General features: G+C 58.9%; 12 protein-coding genes and 1 tRNA gene. 4 read left to right on the forward strand and 9 right to left on the reverse strand.

The window, feature by feature from the left end; all coding sequences use genetic code 11:
• Nucleotides 1-48: 48 nt before the first annotated feature.
• On the forward strand, nt 49-888 hold the full coding sequence (locus ACTG2T_RS01715) for a sterol desaturase family protein (protein WP_107685196.1): 840 nt from the start codon (nt 49-51) through the stop codon (nt 886-888).
• Nucleotides 889-997: 109 nt separating this feature from the next.
• Here ACTG2T_RS01715 and ACTG2T_RS01720 read toward each other — a convergent pair whose 3' ends face one another.
• The 9 genes from ACTG2T_RS01720 to tadA all read right to left on the reverse strand — a co-directional run bounded on the left by ACTG2T_RS01720 (nt 998) and on the right by tadA (nt 12,111).
• On the reverse strand, nt 998-2,413 hold the full coding sequence (locus ACTG2T_RS01720; protein WP_330125185.1) for a basic amino acid/polyamine antiporter: 1,416 nt from the start codon (nt 2,411-2,413) through the stop codon (nt 998-1,000).
• Nucleotides 2,414-2,425: 12 nt separating this feature from the next.
• On the reverse strand, nt 2,426-3,328 hold the full coding sequence (locus ACTG2T_RS01725; RefSeq protein WP_330125186.1) for a homocysteine S-methyltransferase family protein: 903 nt from the start codon (nt 3,326-3,328) through the stop codon (nt 2,426-2,428).
• A 293-nt stretch (nt 3,329-3,621) separates the two neighbouring features.
• Nucleotides 3,622-4,164 carry a hypothetical protein gene (locus tag ACTG2T_RS01730; protein WP_069555291.1) on the reverse strand — a complete coding sequence of 181 codons (543 nt, stop codon included), beginning with the start codon at nt 4,162-4,164 and terminating at the stop codon, nt 3,622-3,624.
• Nucleotides 4,165-4,183: 19 nt separating this feature from the next.
• Nucleotides 4,184-5,503: a hemolysin family protein gene (locus ACTG2T_RS01735; protein WP_005334094.1), complete on the reverse strand. Its 1,320-nt coding sequence runs from the start codon at nt 5,501-5,503 to the stop codon at nt 4,184-4,186.
• A gap of 190 nt (nt 5,504-5,693) precedes the next feature.
• Complete coding sequence (phoU, locus tag ACTG2T_RS01740; RefSeq protein WP_005334097.1) at nt 5,694-6,404, reverse strand: phosphate signaling complex protein PhoU; 711 nt, start codon at nt 6,402-6,404, stop codon at nt 5,694-5,696.
• A gap of 85 nt (nt 6,405-6,489) precedes the next feature.
• Nucleotides 6,490-7,308, reverse strand: coding sequence for a phosphate ABC transporter ATP-binding protein PstB (pstB, locus tag ACTG2T_RS01745; protein WP_005334102.1), 819 nt, complete (start codon nt 7,306-7,308; stop codon nt 6,490-6,492).
• A gap of 133 nt (nt 7,309-7,441) precedes the next feature.
• Nucleotides 7,442-9,091, reverse strand: a complete 1,650-nt coding sequence (gene pstA, locus ACTG2T_RS01750; RefSeq protein WP_330125187.1) for a phosphate ABC transporter permease PstA — start codon at nt 9,089-9,091, stop codon at nt 7,442-7,444.
• 32 nt (nt 9,092-9,123) lie between these two features.
• Nucleotides 9,124-11,361: a phosphate ABC transporter permease gene (locus ACTG2T_RS01755; RefSeq protein ID WP_330125188.1), complete on the reverse strand. Its 2,238-nt coding sequence runs from the start codon at nt 11,359-11,361 to the stop codon at nt 9,124-9,126.
• Nucleotides 11,362-11,565: 204 nt separating this feature from the next.
• Entirely contained in the window at nt 11,566-12,111 is a 546-nt protein-coding gene (tadA, locus tag ACTG2T_RS01760) for a tRNA adenosine(34) deaminase TadA (RefSeq protein ID WP_394817975.1), read from the reverse strand.
• A gap of 249 nt (nt 12,112-12,360) precedes the next feature.
• Between tadA and ACTG2T_RS01765 the strand changes: the two genes are divergently transcribed.
• From ACTG2T_RS01765 to aceB, 3 genes are all read left to right on the forward strand, one after another.
• A tRNA-Pro gene (locus ACTG2T_RS01765) sits at nt 12,361-12,437 on the forward strand.
• A gap of 223 nt (nt 12,438-12,660) precedes the next feature.
• The gene (locus ACTG2T_RS01770) at nt 12,661-12,801 is read left to right on the forward strand and encodes a hypothetical protein (protein WP_162850464.1); all 141 of its coding nucleotides are present in this window, start codon (nt 12,661-12,663) and stop codon (nt 12,799-12,801) included.
• 688 nt (nt 12,802-13,489) lie between these two features.
• Entirely contained in the window at nt 13,490-15,097 is a 1,608-nt protein-coding gene (gene aceB / locus ACTG2T_RS01775) for a malate synthase A (protein ID WP_330125189.1), read from the forward strand.
• The last annotated feature ends 59 nt before the right edge of the window (nt 15,098-15,156 follow it).

Raw genomic sequence — 15,156 nt, forward strand, 5'->3', positions numbered from 1 at the left:
AACCATCCTTTATGCTGGAGAGCAATTGCTCTGAATGGATGGCCGCATATGGATGTGCAACTGCTTCTGCTCTACCTCTCCCCGGTTTTTCTGGCCTTTATCGGCTGGGAGATGCTCTACCTGCGCAAACATGGCGCGGCCTTTCCCACTGCCACCTACCAGTGGCGGGATCTGTTCGCCAACGCCGCCCTGGCCCTGATGCACCAAGGGGGCGATGCGCTGGCGGCCATTGCCATTGCTTATCTGTATGACACCCTCTGGGGCTGGCGACTGTTCGATATCGAGCTTAATCTCTGGAGTGTGCTACTGCTGTTCCTGCTGCAGGATCTCTGCTATTGGCTGTTCCACTTCACCAGCCACCATGTGCGCTGGCTGTGGGCCTCCCACGTGGTGCACCACAGCTCGGAGCGACTCAATCTCTCCACCGCCTTTCGCCAGAGCCTGATGTATCCCATCTCCGGCATGTGGCTGTTCTGGATCCCGATGATTGTCATCGGCTTCCCGCCCGAGGCGGTGGTCGCCACCGTGCTGCTGAGCCTGGGTTTTCAGTTTTTCGTCCACACCCAGGTGGTGGGCAAGCTCGGCTGGCTGGAGTGGATCTTCAACACCCCCTCCCACCACAGGGTGCACCACGCCAGCAACGCCAAGTACATAGACCGCAACTTCGCCGGGGTGCTGATCATCTGGGATCGGCTGTTCGGCACCTTTGTCGAAGAAGATCCGGCCGAGCCATGCCGCTTCGGCATCACCAAGCCGATCCACAGCTTCAACCCCCTCACCCTCACCTTCCACGAGTGGCGCGACATGCTGCATGACGCCCGTGGCCTACCCTGGCGACAAAAACTCGCGGTGCTGTTTGGCAAACCGGCCGGACCTGCCAGCCGCTGAGCCTTCGCATCGAATAGCAACTCCCGGATAGCAAGCCCCTGATAACCAGTCCCTGATAACAAGAGAGCGCCACAGTGGCGCTCTCTTATGGTCAGTCACCTCTTCGATGTCAGAGATGGGCGAACGACCAGACGGCGGGGATCAGGCTCAGCAAGGTCACTCCGGCCAACAGCCGCTCGCGGCCACTCAGGCAAAGATCTGCGCCCAGCTGACGACGGCTGTAGAGAAACAGCAGCAGACCCGGCCCGTAGAGCAACAACGACAGCAGCAGATACTCCACCCCGGCGGCATAGAGCAGCCAGAATCCGTAACCGCTCGACACCAGTGCCACTGCCCGCATCAGGCCTCGGCCCTGCCCACTCTCTCCCTCCTTGCTGAACGAAAGCTTGAGCAAAAACAGCCCGATCAGCAGGTAAGGCACCAAAATCATAGAGGTCGATATAAGCAGCAAACTGGTGTAGCCCTTGCCGAGCAGCCATACCAGCAGCAGGCAAGTCTGCACCGTCAGGCTGGTGAGCCAGAGCGAGGCGATAGGCGTCCCATTGCGGTTCTGGCGCCGGAAGATGGCGGGAAACGCACCGTGGCGGGCTGCGCTGAACGGTACCTCGGCCGAGAAGAGGGTCCAGCTCACGTAGGAGGCGAGCACCGAGACGATAAGGCCGACGCTGATGAACAGCTTGCCCCAGGATCCGGTCATCTGGGCCATCAGCCCTGCCATGGAGGGGTTGGGCAGCGCCGCCAGCTCGGGTCGGCTCAATATTCCGAGCGCCAGCACCGAGATAAGCACATAGAGCAGCAGTGCCAACACGACCCCCAGTACGGTGGCCGTGCCCACATCCCGCCGGTTTCTGGCGCGGGCCGACAACACCGCTGCCCCCTCGATACCGGTGAAGACCCAGAGAGTGATCAGCATGGTATTGCGCACCTGCTCGGAGACCGGTACCGCCAGGGTGCTGCCCTGCTGATCCGCCGCGAAGGTGACCGGATCGAACCAGTAGCAGGCGAACAGGATAAACAGCAGCAGCGGCAGGCTTTTGGCCAGGGTCGCCACCAGATTGAACAGCGCCGCCTGCTGCACGCCGCGGGCCACCAGCAGGTGCACCGCCCAGAGGATGCAGGACTCGCCGACAAACGCCGCCAGAGTGTTGCCCTCACCAAACCAGATCTGCTCGGGGGTGTCGACAAAGCTGCCCAGCGCGGCAAAGGCAATCACCAGATAGCCCACCACGCCGATGGTGGCGCAGAGCCAGTACCCCCAGGCGGAGAAGAATCCCACCAGCTCGCCAAAACCGGCGCGGGCGTAACTGTAGATGCCGCCGTCGAGATCGGGCCTTAACCGCGACAGATAGAGAAAACTCATGGCGAGCGCCAGGATGCCCACACCCGTCACGCCCCAGCCGATCAGCACGGCGCGGGCGCCTGCCACCTCGGCCATGTTCTGGGGCAGGCTAAAAATCCCCGCCCCCACCATGGAGCTGAATACCAGCGCGGTGAGGGACCAGAGCCCAATCTTGTTCTCTTTCATGGGGGCTCCTCCTTAGCGCAACCGGCTGCTCAGCGCCTGAATATGCTCGGGGCCTATGCCGCAGCAACCGCCGATGAGGTTTGCCCCGGCCGCGCGCCAGCGCTCGGCCCAGCCAAGGTAATCCAGCGGTCCCAGATCGGTGCGGATCTCGTCCAGCCCATCGTTGGCGGTGGCCTCTTTGGGTTGCGGCGGGAAGGCGTTGGCGTAAGCACCGAGGCGAATGTCTGCGCGGCCCAGCGCCTGCAATCGGGCGCGAGCAACCTCGAGGGCCCCCTCGATCACCTCGGGCTGACAGCAGTTGAACAGGATGGCATCGACCTCGGCCGCCACTAACGTGGTCACCGCATCAGCCACCTGCTCGCCGGAACGCAGTCGCGGTTCGTTGCCCGGCGCCTCATCTTCCAGCGTGAAGGAGACCCAGAACGGCTTGCCGTCATCAGGCAGCAGCGCTTTCAGGGCCAGTGGCTCGGCAATCAGGCTCATGGTCTCGGCCAGCCAGATATCCACATAAGGGGATAGCGCCCGAATAAGCGGCATCGCAAGCTCGCTCACCCGGTCCGCCTTGAACAGGTCGGCACGGTAGGAGCCAAACAGCGGTGGCAGAGAACCCGCCACCTGCACGGCGCCCTTCTGCTCGTCAGCCACTTCGCGGGCCAGTTGACCAGCCAGCGCTGCCAGCCCCTCCCCGTCGGCAAAGAAACGCTCATCGCCGATATGAAACGGCACCAGCGCATAGCTGTTGGTGGTAATGACCCTGGCCCCGCTCGCCACATAGGCCTGATGCACATCACGCACCGTCTCTGGGGCCTCCATCAAGGCCAACGCCGACCATTCGGGCTGACGAAACGGTGCCCCCCGCCGTGCCAGCTCGCGCCCCATGCCCCCATCCAGCACCCACAATTCCCTGGTTTCCATCTGTCGTGTCTCTTTGTTTTATGCGTTGTTTATTTGCGTATTTATCTGTTTGTTTTGTTGATCTGCGGTTTCGCATCGAATCGCTGCAGATCGTCCCGCTTCATCCTGGGAAGCCCTTTTATTATATAGCCATAAAAACATATGGATGTTTAGATGGCCAAAACAAGATAAAGCAAAGCGCCACGGGCGGCAATCAGTATCAGCAGAAATCAGCGTGCAAACGGCGAGGCAAACGCAGAAATGCAAGAGGCCACCCGAAGGTGGCCTCATCACTATCTTGATCTGCTGGTAACTTAACGCCCGGCCAGCACTCGCTTGATCTGTTTGACCCAGTCGGAGACCCGACCCTGCTGCGGCAAACCGCGCCAGATCTGCTCCCACTGGGCAGGGCTGAGCGGACGACCGAGGCGACGCTGCACACCCGCATAGAGGTAGTCATGGGCCGTGGTGGCCGCATGCTCGGAGGTGAGGAATTTGGAGACCGGATCGGTCAACCGCACATCCCGCATGCCGAGCAGCGGATAGTCGTTGTGCACCGCCGCCAGCATGGTCTCGCGCATGGCCGACTCGATGTAGCCACGGGCAAACAGAGCGGTCACCGACTCCAGCGATCCCTGATCCGGGCCGTGATACTGCTCGTCAAAGACCGGGCTCGGCTCTGCCATGCCACTTTGTACCACCGCATCGGGATCCGGCTGCGGCACGACCACGGCAGGCTTGGGGGCTACCGGCTTGGCTGCCACTGTGGCTTTGCGCGGCGCACTCTGACTACAGGCACCCAGTGCCAGGGCGAGCGCGACACAGGCCAGCGCACGGGAATGAGACTGCATCTTCATGACTCTTATGTCGCTCCTTTTACGATTCCTGAGCTGGCTTCTCGGCCACAGCCGGTTCGACCCGGGTAACCAGCAGCTGATCAATCTTGTAACTGTCGATATCGACCACTTCGAACTTGTAACCGGCGTATTTGACCGAGTCAGTGCGCTTGGGGATCTTGCGCAGCATGTACATGATAAAGCCGGCGATGGTCTCGTAGTTCTGGTTCTCGGGGAACTCTTCGATATCGAAGGCGCGCATCACGTCGGAGATGGGGGTGACCCCGTCCACCAGCCAGGAGTTCTCATCGCGCTGGACGATCTGCTCTTCCACCACGTGGGTCGCCCACTCGCCCATGACGGTGCTCATCAGGTCGTTCATGGTGACAATCCCCACCACCAGCGCGTACTCGTTCATCACCACGGCAAAGTCGCCACGATGATTCTTGAAGTACTCCATCGCCTCATAGAGGTTCAGGGTATCGGGGATGATGATGACGTTCTGCACCAGGTTGCCACCGATCAGGTCGATGCTCTGGCCGCCGATAACGCGGATCAGCAGCTCTTTGGCATCGACAAAGCCCTTGATGCTGTCGAGGTTGTGGTCACAGACCAGAAACTTGTTGTGGGGATGTTCGGCGATCTTCGCCTTGATGCTCTCTTCACTCTCTTGCAGGGTGAAGTAGATGAGGCTCTCGCGGGCCGTCATGGCAGAGGTGACACCAAGGGACTGCAACTCGAACACGTTCTCGATGAGCTGATGCTCCTCGCGCTGGATAACCCCCGCCTCGGCACCGGCATCCATCACCGCATAGATATCGTCGGAGGTGATCTCGTCGTTACGCACCGTGGAGACGCGCATCAGACGGAACAGGGAGTTGGCCAATCCGTTGAAGACCCACACCAGCGGCATCAGCACGGTGACGAAGAAGAGCATGGGGCGCACCACCACCACGGCAATCTGCTCGGGCATGGTCATAGCCAGACGCTTGGGCATCAGATCGGCGATCAGGATAAACATACCGGTGACGAACACGAAGGAGGCACCGGAGCTGATCTCGCCAAGCCAGGGCCCTTGGTAGAACTGGGAGACAATCCCCTTGATGGCGGGGTTGAGGGCAGACTCACCCAGAATACCGCCCAGAATGGCGACGGTATTGAGGCCAATCTGCACCACGGTGAAAAAGTTGCCCGGCTGGGCCTGCAGGGCCAGCACCTTTTCGGCCTGGCGATTACCTTCATCCGCCATCACCTGCAATTTGATTTTGCGAGACGCGGCGAGAGAGATCTCGGAGAGGGAGAAGAACACACTGCCGCCAACCAGCAGCATTAAAAAGAACAAACTATCGGCAAAACTCATGATTAACCTATTGCTACACCCGCCTTAGCACAAGACGGCAAACTGGGCCCGGGAGACCGGACCGTGAACCCATCCGGGACTCACACAGGGGGAGTATTCTATCAGAAAACAGCCAGTTGGGGGCTTTATCTTACTCCGACCAGTTATGCAACAAAAAAGGCGCTTCACGCGCCTTTTTATTCACTTCCGGTTAGCCCTTGCCCAGCAAGGTGCCCAGATCGTCCGCCTTGGTGTGGCGCACATCCTTACCTTTCACGTAGTAGACGATATACTCGCAGATGTGCTGGCAACGATCGCCGACCCGCTCGATGGCCCGCGCCGCCCACAGGACGTTGAGCACCTGGGGGATGGTGCGGGGATCTTCCATCATATAGGTCATCAGCTCACGGATGATGGACTCGTACTCGCGGTCTACCTTGTCATCTTCCTTGTAGACCGCCAGCGCCGCATCCAGATCCATGCGGGCGAAAGCGTCGAGTACATCGTGCAGCATCTTGATGGTGCGACGGCCCATGTTCTCCAGCGACACCAGCGGCGGCTGCGGCTTGTTGGCGTTGTCGGTCAGCATGCGGGCGATCTTGTCGGCCACGTCGCCAATGCGCTCCAGATCGGTGATGGTCTTGATGATGGCCATCACCAGTCGCAGGTCGGAGGCAGTCGGCTGACGCTTGGCGATGATGCGGGTGCACTCCTCGTCGATCGCCACTTCCATCGCGTTGACCTTGTGGTCGTTGGCCACGATTTTGCGCGCCGCATCGAGATCCTGATCGTGGATCGCCGCGATGGCGTCGGTGAGCTGCTGCTCCACCAGACCGCCCATCACCAGCACCTGGTTACGCACGCTCTCTAGCTCGGCATTGAACTGACCGGAGATGTGTTTATTGAGGTTCATATTGTCCATACAAATAATCCTTGATTGCTCCGATTATGCCTTAGCCGTTGAACCGACTGCCAATCTGTTTGCTGAGATTCATCCTCTCCTCTCCTTAGCCGTAACGACCGGTAATGTAATCTTCGGTCTTTTTCTTGGCCGGGGTGGTGAAAATGGTATTGGTATCCGAGTACTCGATAAGCTCGCCCATATACATGAAGGCGGTCTGATCCGACACGCGCGCAGCCTGTTGCATGTTGTGGGTCACGATCACCACGGTGAACTGGCTCTTGAGCTCGTTGATCAGCTCCTCGATGGTGAGGGTGGAGATGGGGTCGAGCGCCGAGGTCGGTTCATCGAGCAGCAACACTTCCGGCTCGATGGCGATGGCACGGGCAATCACCAGACGCTGCTGCTGACCACCGGAGAGACCGAAGGCGTTGTCGTGCAGACGATCCTTCACCTCGTCCCACAGGGCCGCACCACGCAGGGAGCGCTCGGCCGCTTCATCCAGAGTGCGACGATCGTTGATCCCCTGCAGGCGCAGACCATAGACCACGTTCTCGTAGATGGACTTGGGAAACGGGTTCGGGCGCTGGAACACCATGCCCACCTGACGGCGCAGGGCGGAAACATCAACGCTCTTGTCATAGATGTTGTGGCCGTGCAGTTGGATTTCCCCCTCGATGCGGCAGATCTCCACCAGATCGTTCATCCGGTTGATGCAGCGCAGCAGGGTCGATTTGCCACAGCCTGACGGGCCGATAAAGGCGGTCACCTGCCCTTTGGGGATCTTCATGTTGACGTTGAACAGCGCCTGCTTGCTGCCGTAGTACAGGTTGAGATCCTTCACCTCCAGCGCGGTCTGCTCCGGGGTCAGGTTGAGCAGGTCCAGCGCGGTGTGCTGGGTAGACGTGGTCGTTACGTTGATCATCTGTTACCTCAAAATCTATCTGGAGTGGCCGGACAGCTGCCGGCGCCCCTCACGTATTGGTGCAGAGAGATGGCGGCTCGCGCTCGGCCGCCCCTCTGTTATCTCACTCTTGTATCACTCAAGCGGCGCCGGATTAATGCTCCAGCGACCGGAATTTCTCGCGCAAGTGGTTACGAATACCGATAGCGGTCAGGTTCAGACCCACGATCACCGTCACCAGCAGGAAGGAGGTGGCGTAGACCAGCGGGCGGGCCGCCTCGACGTTGGGGCTCTGGAAGCCGACGTCATAGATGTGGAAGCCCAGGTGCATGAACTTGCGCTCCACATGCAGATACGGGAAGTTGCCATCCATCGGCAGGGTCGGTGCCAGTTTCACCACCCCCACCAGCATCAGCGGCGCCACTTCACCGGCTGCACGGGCAATCGCCAGAATAAGGCCGGTCATGATGGCCGGGCTCGCCATCGGCAGCACGATGCGCCACAGGGTCTCGGCCTGGGTGGCGCCCAGTGCCAACGAGCCCTGACGGATGGTGCTCGGGATCCGCGCCAACCCCTCTTCGGTGGAGACAATCACCACCGGTAGGGTCAGGATGGCCAGGGTCAGCGCCGACCAGATCACGCCGGGTGAGCCAAAGGTCGGGCTCGGCAGCGCTTCCGGGTAGAACAGCTGATCCAGCGAACCACCGAGCGTGTAGACGAAGAAGCCCAGACCAAACACGCCGTAGACGATGGAGGGCACGCCCGCCAGGTTGATCACCGCAATGCGGATGATCTTGGTCAGGCTGTTCTTGCCTGCGTATTCGTGCAGGTAGACTGCCGCCACCACCCCCAGCGGGGTCACGATGATCGCCATCAGGAACACCATGAACACAGTGCCGAAAATGGCCGGGAACACCCCGCCCTCGGTGTTGGCTTCACGGGGATCGTCAGAGACGAACTTGCCGATCTGGTGGAACCAGTGACCCACCTTGGCCAGCAGGCTCATGTCGTTGGGCCATACCACGTCCAGTACCTTGGACATCGGCATGGTCACCAGCTCGCCACGCATATCCTTGACGGTGATGGCGTCGCGGTCCGCTTGGCTACGCAGGGAGAAGAGCTCTTTTTCCAACACCTGATAGCGATCGTTGAGGGCCTGACGCTCGCTGGCCAGTTCGGCTTTGAGCTGATCGGTCAGCTTGTCATCCAGCTCGGCCTTGCGCTCTTTCAGGCGCAGCCGCTCCAGTTGATAGTTGATGCTGCCGATGTCCCCTTTTTGCAGATCGTTGGCCTGTTCTGAAAGGGCATTGGCTCGCGCCAGCACCCGCTGCAGGGCAGGATGCAGATCAGAGGTGAGCTCGCGGCCATCCTCTTTCACCCCGACGATATAGCCATAGAAGTTGCCGTTGGTGGCACGCTCAACCATGGCCAGCTCGGCTGGCTGACTCTGGGACTTGATGTCCGTCTCCAGCACCCAGCGAAAATCGAGGTCAACGAACTCACGGTTGCCGGTCTTGACCAGATAACGGGTCAGCAGCTCGCGCTCTTCCCCTTCCAGTGGCAGACCTGCGGCTCGCAGTCGCTCCACCGGAACCTGCTCGCGATCGTTGATCTCGCCGATCAGTACGCTCTTGCTGCCGCTGGCGTCTTCCAGCTGCCACTCATAGATGGGGTGCGGCCAGAAGTAGACCAGACCACGCCAGCCGATCAGCAGTAGCAGACCCAGTACCGCCACCAGACTCAGACTGACGGCACCGCCGGTCATCCAGATCCAGGGGGCCCCTGATTTAAACCACTTACCCATTGTCGATTCCTTGTCCATTACAGAGTCGCCCCTTACATCGAGCTGTATTTTTCACGCAACCGCTGACGGACAAACTCGGCCAGGGTGTTGAACAAAAAGGTGAACACAAACAGGACGAAGGCCGCGAGGAACAGTACCCGATAGTGGGAGCTGCCCACTTCCGATTCCGGCATCTCCACCGCGATGTTGGCGGCGAGGGTGCGCAGCCCCTGGAACATGGAGAAGTCCATGATGGGGGTGTTGCCGGTAGCCATCAGCACGATCATGGTCTCGCCCACGGCGCGGCCAAGACCCATCATCACCGCAGAGAAGATGCCCGGGCTGGCAGTGAGGATCACCACCCGGCTCAGGGTCTGCCACGGGGTGGCCCCCAGCGCCAGCGAGCCCTGGGTCAGGTGCTTGGGCACCGAGAAGACCGCATCTTCAGCGATGGAGAAGATGGTGGGGATGACCGCAAAGCCCATGGCGATACCGACCACCAGCGAGTTGCGCTGGTCAAACTTGATGCCCATTTCGTGAGTCAGCCAGATGCGCGAATCACCGTGCATAAAGGCATTCTCGATGAGCGGGCTCAGGGCGAAGGCACCCCAGCCAATCAGCAGCAGCACCGGGATCAGCAGGATGGCGTGCCACCCCTCCGGCAGCCAGGACTTGCCGCGCTCCGGCAGATAGTTCCAGAGCAATGCAGTCAGCAGCATCCCCATCGGCAGCAATATCAGCAGCAGGATCACCCCGGGCAAGGCCCCCTCGATGATCGGCGCCAGCCACAGACCCGCCAGGAAGCCCAAGATAACAGTCGGCAGCGCCGCCATGATCTCGACCGTCGGCTTGACGTATTTGCGCAGCCCCGCCGACATGAAGTAGGCGGTATAGATGGCACCAGCCACGCCGAGCGGCACAGCAAACACCATGGCGTAGAAAGAGGCTTTCAGCGTACCGAATACCAGCGGCACCAAACTCAGCTTGGCTTCAAAGTCATTGCTGGCGGAGGTGGATTGCCACACATACTGGGGCTCCGGATACCCTTCATACCACACCTGTTGCCAGAGGGCAGACCAGGTCACTTCGGGGTGCTCGTTCTCCACCGAGAAGAGCTTGAAGGTATTCCCTTGCTGCATCAGCAACAGGTTGTGACGGGGGGAGATGGCCAGGGCAGAGAGTTCGCCCCCTTCCACCGTCTCGGTCAGCAGCTTGGTCTCGCCAGTGGCATGGAAGAAACTGATGATGCCGTCCTTGTCGGCACTGATGAAGCCTTTGCGAAAGTGCTCGGGAGTCAGCAGATCTACCGCGCCATCGCCCTTGAAGTCACGAATTTGGGTGAACTGGCGTTTGCCATCCTTCGCCACTTCGAACCACTGGGAGATGACGCCGTTGTCATTACCCACCAGCAGCGAAGAGGCGCCGGAGAGCAGCTGAACCCGGGTCACATTGGCGTTGGGTGCATTGATCTCCAGCACGTTGCGCAGGGAGATTTCGCTCAGGTTATGAATGTCATAGACGGAGAGGCGATTGCCCTCGCGCACGAACAGGATCCGCAGATTGGGGGTCAGCAACATCTGATCCACATGGCGCGGCAGGGAGGGAATCGTGTAGTTTTCACTGCTCCACTCAATCTCCCCAGAGATGAAGTTCTCCTCACCGTTCATCACAGTCATCACACCACGACCATCTTCGGTCACGGCGGCGGTCGCCATCTTGTCCTTGGTGGCTTCGAACACCATCAGTTGCAGTGCCTTCCCTTGCGGGTCGATCACCACCGGCTCTTCGCCGAAGGGATATTGCAGGCTGGGTTCAATCACCCGCACATCGTTGGGATAGGAGACCTTGAACGCTGGCTGGACGACCTGCGCCTTACCATCGGCAAAGCCGTAGGCGATCAGCCGCTGACCAGGAGCAGGGGTCGCTACCGTGGTGATGTCACCAGCAACCTGGGTCTGACCCAGTGACTGGCCGACCTTGATCTTGTCATCTCCCTGCACCGCAAAGAAGTTGACCTGCCCTTTATCGCTGAAGCGATAGCCGATCTCGTTCTGCTCTTCCACGCCGAGCCAGGCGGTCTTCCCTGCGGCAGGCAGGGTAAACGAGGCTGTCGGCTCCATGGAGGCGCCATTGAAGATGGGTTTCACCACATAGAGCAGATAAAAGAAGATAAGCAGCAGCGCCACCAGTACCAGGGCTCCGCCTGTGGTGACGCCATATTTGGCCAATTTATCCTTGATCCGGCGTTTTCTACTGCCCGCCATGACCAGGTTTAACGATTCCGATGACATGCAAGACCTCAATGTAAGCTAGGCTTCGCGGCATTATATGGCGGTTGCATGACAGTTTTGTTACATCGAGAGCGCTTTAACCGAGGTTGTTAGGGGAAAAATGGGCGGGGATCCCTTCGAAGGCGGGCGAGCGTAATGTATTGTTTATAAAGGGATATTTATGCTTATAATCAGCAAGGGCAGCCTGCGCTGCCCCCGAATGATTCAGGAAAGGGTATCGTTTGATTGTTGCAACGCCAGTTTGGCCGCCTTTTTCTCGGCGCGGCGGCGCTTGAAGAAGGCCGACAACTGGGCCGAGCAGGCATCGGCCAGCACACCGCCGGTCAGCTCGACGCTGTGATTGTGGCGCGGGTCCTGCAAGATCTCGAACACCGACCCCGCGGCACCGGTCTTGAGATCTCGGGCGCCGTAAACCACCCGCTTGACCCGGCTATGGATCAGCGCACCGGCACACATACAGCAGGGCTCCAGCGTCACATAAAGAGTGGTGTCGAGCAGGCGGTAGTTCGCCAGCTGCTTGCCCGCCGCCCGGATTGCCATCACCTCGGCATGGGCACAGGCATCGTGTTCGCTGATGGAGCGGTTCCACCCCTCTCCCACCATCTGACCATCCAGCACCAGTACGGCACCGACCGGGATCTCGCCAATCCCTTCGGCCCGGGCGGCCAATGCCATGGCATGGCGCATCCACTGTTCGTCCTGCTCGGTCTGACTCGGTATTTCTGGGACCTCTGATGGTTTCACGCCCATCCCCTCTTTATATTGTTCAATTGTGCTGTTTACATTCCAGCTATCCACATCTGTCAGATAATTCCATAGATAGCAGGCATGATAGCTCGCGGTGACAGGGCGGCGATTATGCCAAATCTGCACGTCAGACCCAAGCCGCATCCCGACTGAGCAATAAAGAAGCAATCGGCATCTCTATGATAAAAAAGGAGTTGCACCCGTTTGGCCATGCTATTAGACTTCCTCCCCGTCAGCCGAGTCTGACTCCGTCGGTGTGTAGCGCAGCCAGGTAGCGCATCTGCATGGGGTGTAGAGGGTCGGAGGTTCGAATCCTCTCACACCGACCATTTTCCCCGAGAATAGCCCAGTCAAACGACTGGGCTATTTTTTTGCCTCCGATTTATCCTCCTGACAACGCCAGTCCACCAAGAACAAAAAACACTCGGAACCACTTGAATCTTTTTGCCGAACTCATTAAGATGCGCAACTTTCCGCCGGTAGACAACACAGGGAGGTGGAAACACGAGTGAAGGGATCACTGTCCGGCTTGCGTGCAACACAGGACTAGGCATGAACCAGAACACCGATTTCGCACCCGTCATTACGCTTTATTCCGTTCCTCACGACACCCCTTGCCACACCGAAAGCGAAAATGAACAGGTCATCCAGCTGGATGTGATCGATCTTGCCGAACCGGATGATGACTATTGAGCCCGGCCAGATGGCCGCTCAATCACTGGGGCATCGCCTGTTCAACACACTCAGTTTCACACCCTTGGCGAGAAATCTGCAAAAAACGACAAACTGCTAATTCTATCAAGGATGGCAGTATTATTGACTGATGTATCTCCCCCTTTCCTCCCCGGCATTCCCCCCGACAACTGATACAAACCTACGTTATTGCACTTCACTTTCCATCGCTGCAACCGCTGGTGCCAAGAGAGCCTGCATCACCACACCAAGTTTAAAACGCACGTTCACCAATCAGGTCTAGCATTAGCAAAACATTCATTGCCACATTCAAACGCGCTTTATACGGCTGTTTTGGCAAAGCCTGGAGTTAGGTCGGGATTTGTTTTTGCATTTGTAATTTTATTACGTAATAAGTTACAAAATGAGGGGCAGGGTAACAGCCCAAATTAGCCGTTGTCCGATGGGAAAAAGCAGGAGCATAACCATCTGCGTAGAGCTTTTATACCAATCCAATAAAGCAATAAAAAACATCAACTTAACTATATCCAAAAAACAAGTGTTTAAAAAAAACTGTTGACGTACTCAACAATATTTCGCACCTTATCAATCGTGTTATCCCGTTGTTGCGGGAACGTTTCAGGAACAGGGATTCTACTTTAGTCGTAGTTAGTAAGTTCAAAATGTAATTCTCAAAGGAGTGAACCTTATGTCGGCACCGGCTCAGACCCACTGCAGCGCCCGCCTTCGCATCCAGGGCGAGATGCTACCCGAATACGCGCAAATTCTGACGCCGGACGCGGTGGCTCTGGTCTCCGAACTGGTGGAACGTTTTGCTCCCCAAAGAGGGGAATTGCTGAAACAACGTGTGGCACGCCAGGCCCGTATCGATGGCGGCGAGCTGCCGGACTTCCTGCCGGAAACCGCCCACATCCGTGAAGGTGACTGGACCATTCGCGGCATTCCCGCCGACCTGCAAGACCGCCGTGTGGAGATCACCGGCCCGGTCGAGCGCAAGATGGTGATCAACGCCCTCAACGCCAACGTCAAGGTGTTCATGGCGGACTTCGAGGATTCGCTGGCCCCCGCCTGGAATAAGGTGATCGAGGGTCAAATCAACCTGCGCGATGCGGTCAACGGCACCATCTCTTACACCAATCCGGAAGGTAAGGCTTATACCCTGAACGCCGATCCGGCCGTCCTCATCTGCCGGGTGCGCGGTCTGCACCTGCCGGAAAAACATGTCACCTTTGATGGCGAGCCGATCCCCGGTGGCCTGTTCGATTTTGCTCTCTACTTCCTGCACAACTATCAGGCGCTGCTGGCCAAAGGCTCGGGCCCCTACTTCTACGTGCCCAAGTTGCAGAGCCATCTGGAAGGGCGCTGGTGGAGCGAGGTGTTCGCCTGGACCGAGGACAAGTTCGGTCTGCCCCGTGGCACCATCAAGGCCACCGTGCTGATTGAAACCCTGCCAGCCGTATTCGAGATGGATGAGCTGCTCTATCAGATGAAAGATCACATCGTCGCCCTCAACTGCGGCCGCTGGGACTACATCTTCAGCTACATCAAGACCTTGAAGAACCATCCGGATCGGGTACTGCCTGATCGTCAGGTGGTGACCATGGACAAGCCGTTCCTCTCCGCCTACTCGCGGCTGCTGATCAAAACCTGTCACAAGCGCGGTGCGCTGGCGATGGGTGGCATGGCCGCCTTTATTCCGGCCAAGGATGCGGCCGTCAACGAGCAGGTCTTCGCCAAGGTCAAGGCCGACAAGGAACGCGAAGCCAACAACGGCCACGACGGTACCTGGGTCGCCCACCCTGGCCTTGCCGACACCGCCATGGCGGTGTTCAACGCCACCATTGCGGCGGGTGCCAAGAACCAAATCGGCGTGCTGCGCGAGCAGGATGCCCCCATCACCGCCGCCGACCTGCTGGCACCCTGTGAGGGCGAGCGGACCGAGGCAGGGATGCGCACCAATATCCGGGTTGCCCTGCAATATCTGGAGGCCTGGATCAACGGCAACGGCTGCGTGCCTATCTACGGTCTGATGGAAGATGCCGCCACCGCCGAGATCTCCCGCACCTCCATCTGGCAGTGGATCCGCCACGGCAAGAGCCTGTCTAATGGCAAGGTAGTGACCAAGGAGCTGTTCCGCCAGATGCTGGCCGAGGAGCTGGAGGTGGTCAAAGCCGAGGTGGGTACTGCGCGCTGGCAGGCAGGACGCTTTGCCGAGGCAAGTGAGCTGATGGAAGAGATCACCTGCGCCGACACACTGATCGATTTTCTGACGCTGCCCGGTTACGAGCGGCTCTGAATCACGGGCCCCCAGCGGGGCTCGCCAATAACAAGTCAATGGAAACGTGAAATCAATGA

This window comes from Aeromonas sp. 75A (genome assembly GCF_051919425.1).
Lineage (GTDB): Bacteria > Pseudomonadota > Gammaproteobacteria > Enterobacterales > Aeromonadaceae > Aeromonas > Aeromonas veronii.

Coding starts and splice junctions, on each gene's coding strand:
- ACTG2T_RS01725 (WP_330125186.1), bottom strand. CDS start 3,328: ATGGAAACCAGGGAATTGTGGGTGCTGGATGGGGGCATGGGGCGCGAG.
- ACTG2T_RS01720 (WP_330125185.1), bottom strand. CDS start 2,413: ATGAAAGAGAACAAGATTGGGCTCTGGTCCCTCACCGCGCTGGTATTC.
- ACTG2T_RS01730 (WP_069555291.1), bottom strand. CDS start 4,164: ATGAAGATGCAGTCTCATTCCCGTGCGCTGGCCTGTGTCGCGCTCGCC.
- aceB (WP_330125189.1), top strand. CDS start 13,490: ATGTCGGCACCGGCTCAGACCCACTGCAGCGCCCGCCTTCGCATCCAG.
- pstB (WP_005334102.1), bottom strand. CDS start 7,308: ATGATCAACGTAACGACCACGTCTACCCAGCACACCGCGCTGGACCTG.
- ACTG2T_RS01770 (WP_162850464.1), top strand. CDS start 12,661: ATGAACCAGAACACCGATTTCGCACCCGTCATTACGCTTTATTCCGTT.
- phoU (WP_005334097.1), bottom strand. CDS start 6,404: ATGGACAATATGAACCTCAATAAACACATCTCCGGTCAGTTCAATGCC.
- ACTG2T_RS01755 (WP_330125188.1), bottom strand. CDS start 11,361: ATGTCATCGGAATCGTTAAACCTGGTCATGGCGGGCAGTAGAAAACGC.
- ACTG2T_RS01715 (WP_107685196.1), top strand. CDS start 49: ATGGATGTGCAACTGCTTCTGCTCTACCTCTCCCCGGTTTTTCTGGCC.
- ACTG2T_RS01735 (WP_005334094.1), bottom strand. CDS start 5,503: ATGAGTTTTGCCGATAGTTTGTTCTTTTTAATGCTGCTGGTTGGCGGC.
- tadA (WP_394817975.1), bottom strand. CDS start 12,111: ATGGGCGTGAAACCATCAGAGGTCCCAGAAATACCGAGTCAGACCGAG.
- pstA (WP_330125187.1), bottom strand. CDS start 9,091: ATGGGTAAGTGGTTTAAATCAGGGGCCCCCTGGATCTGGATGACCGGC.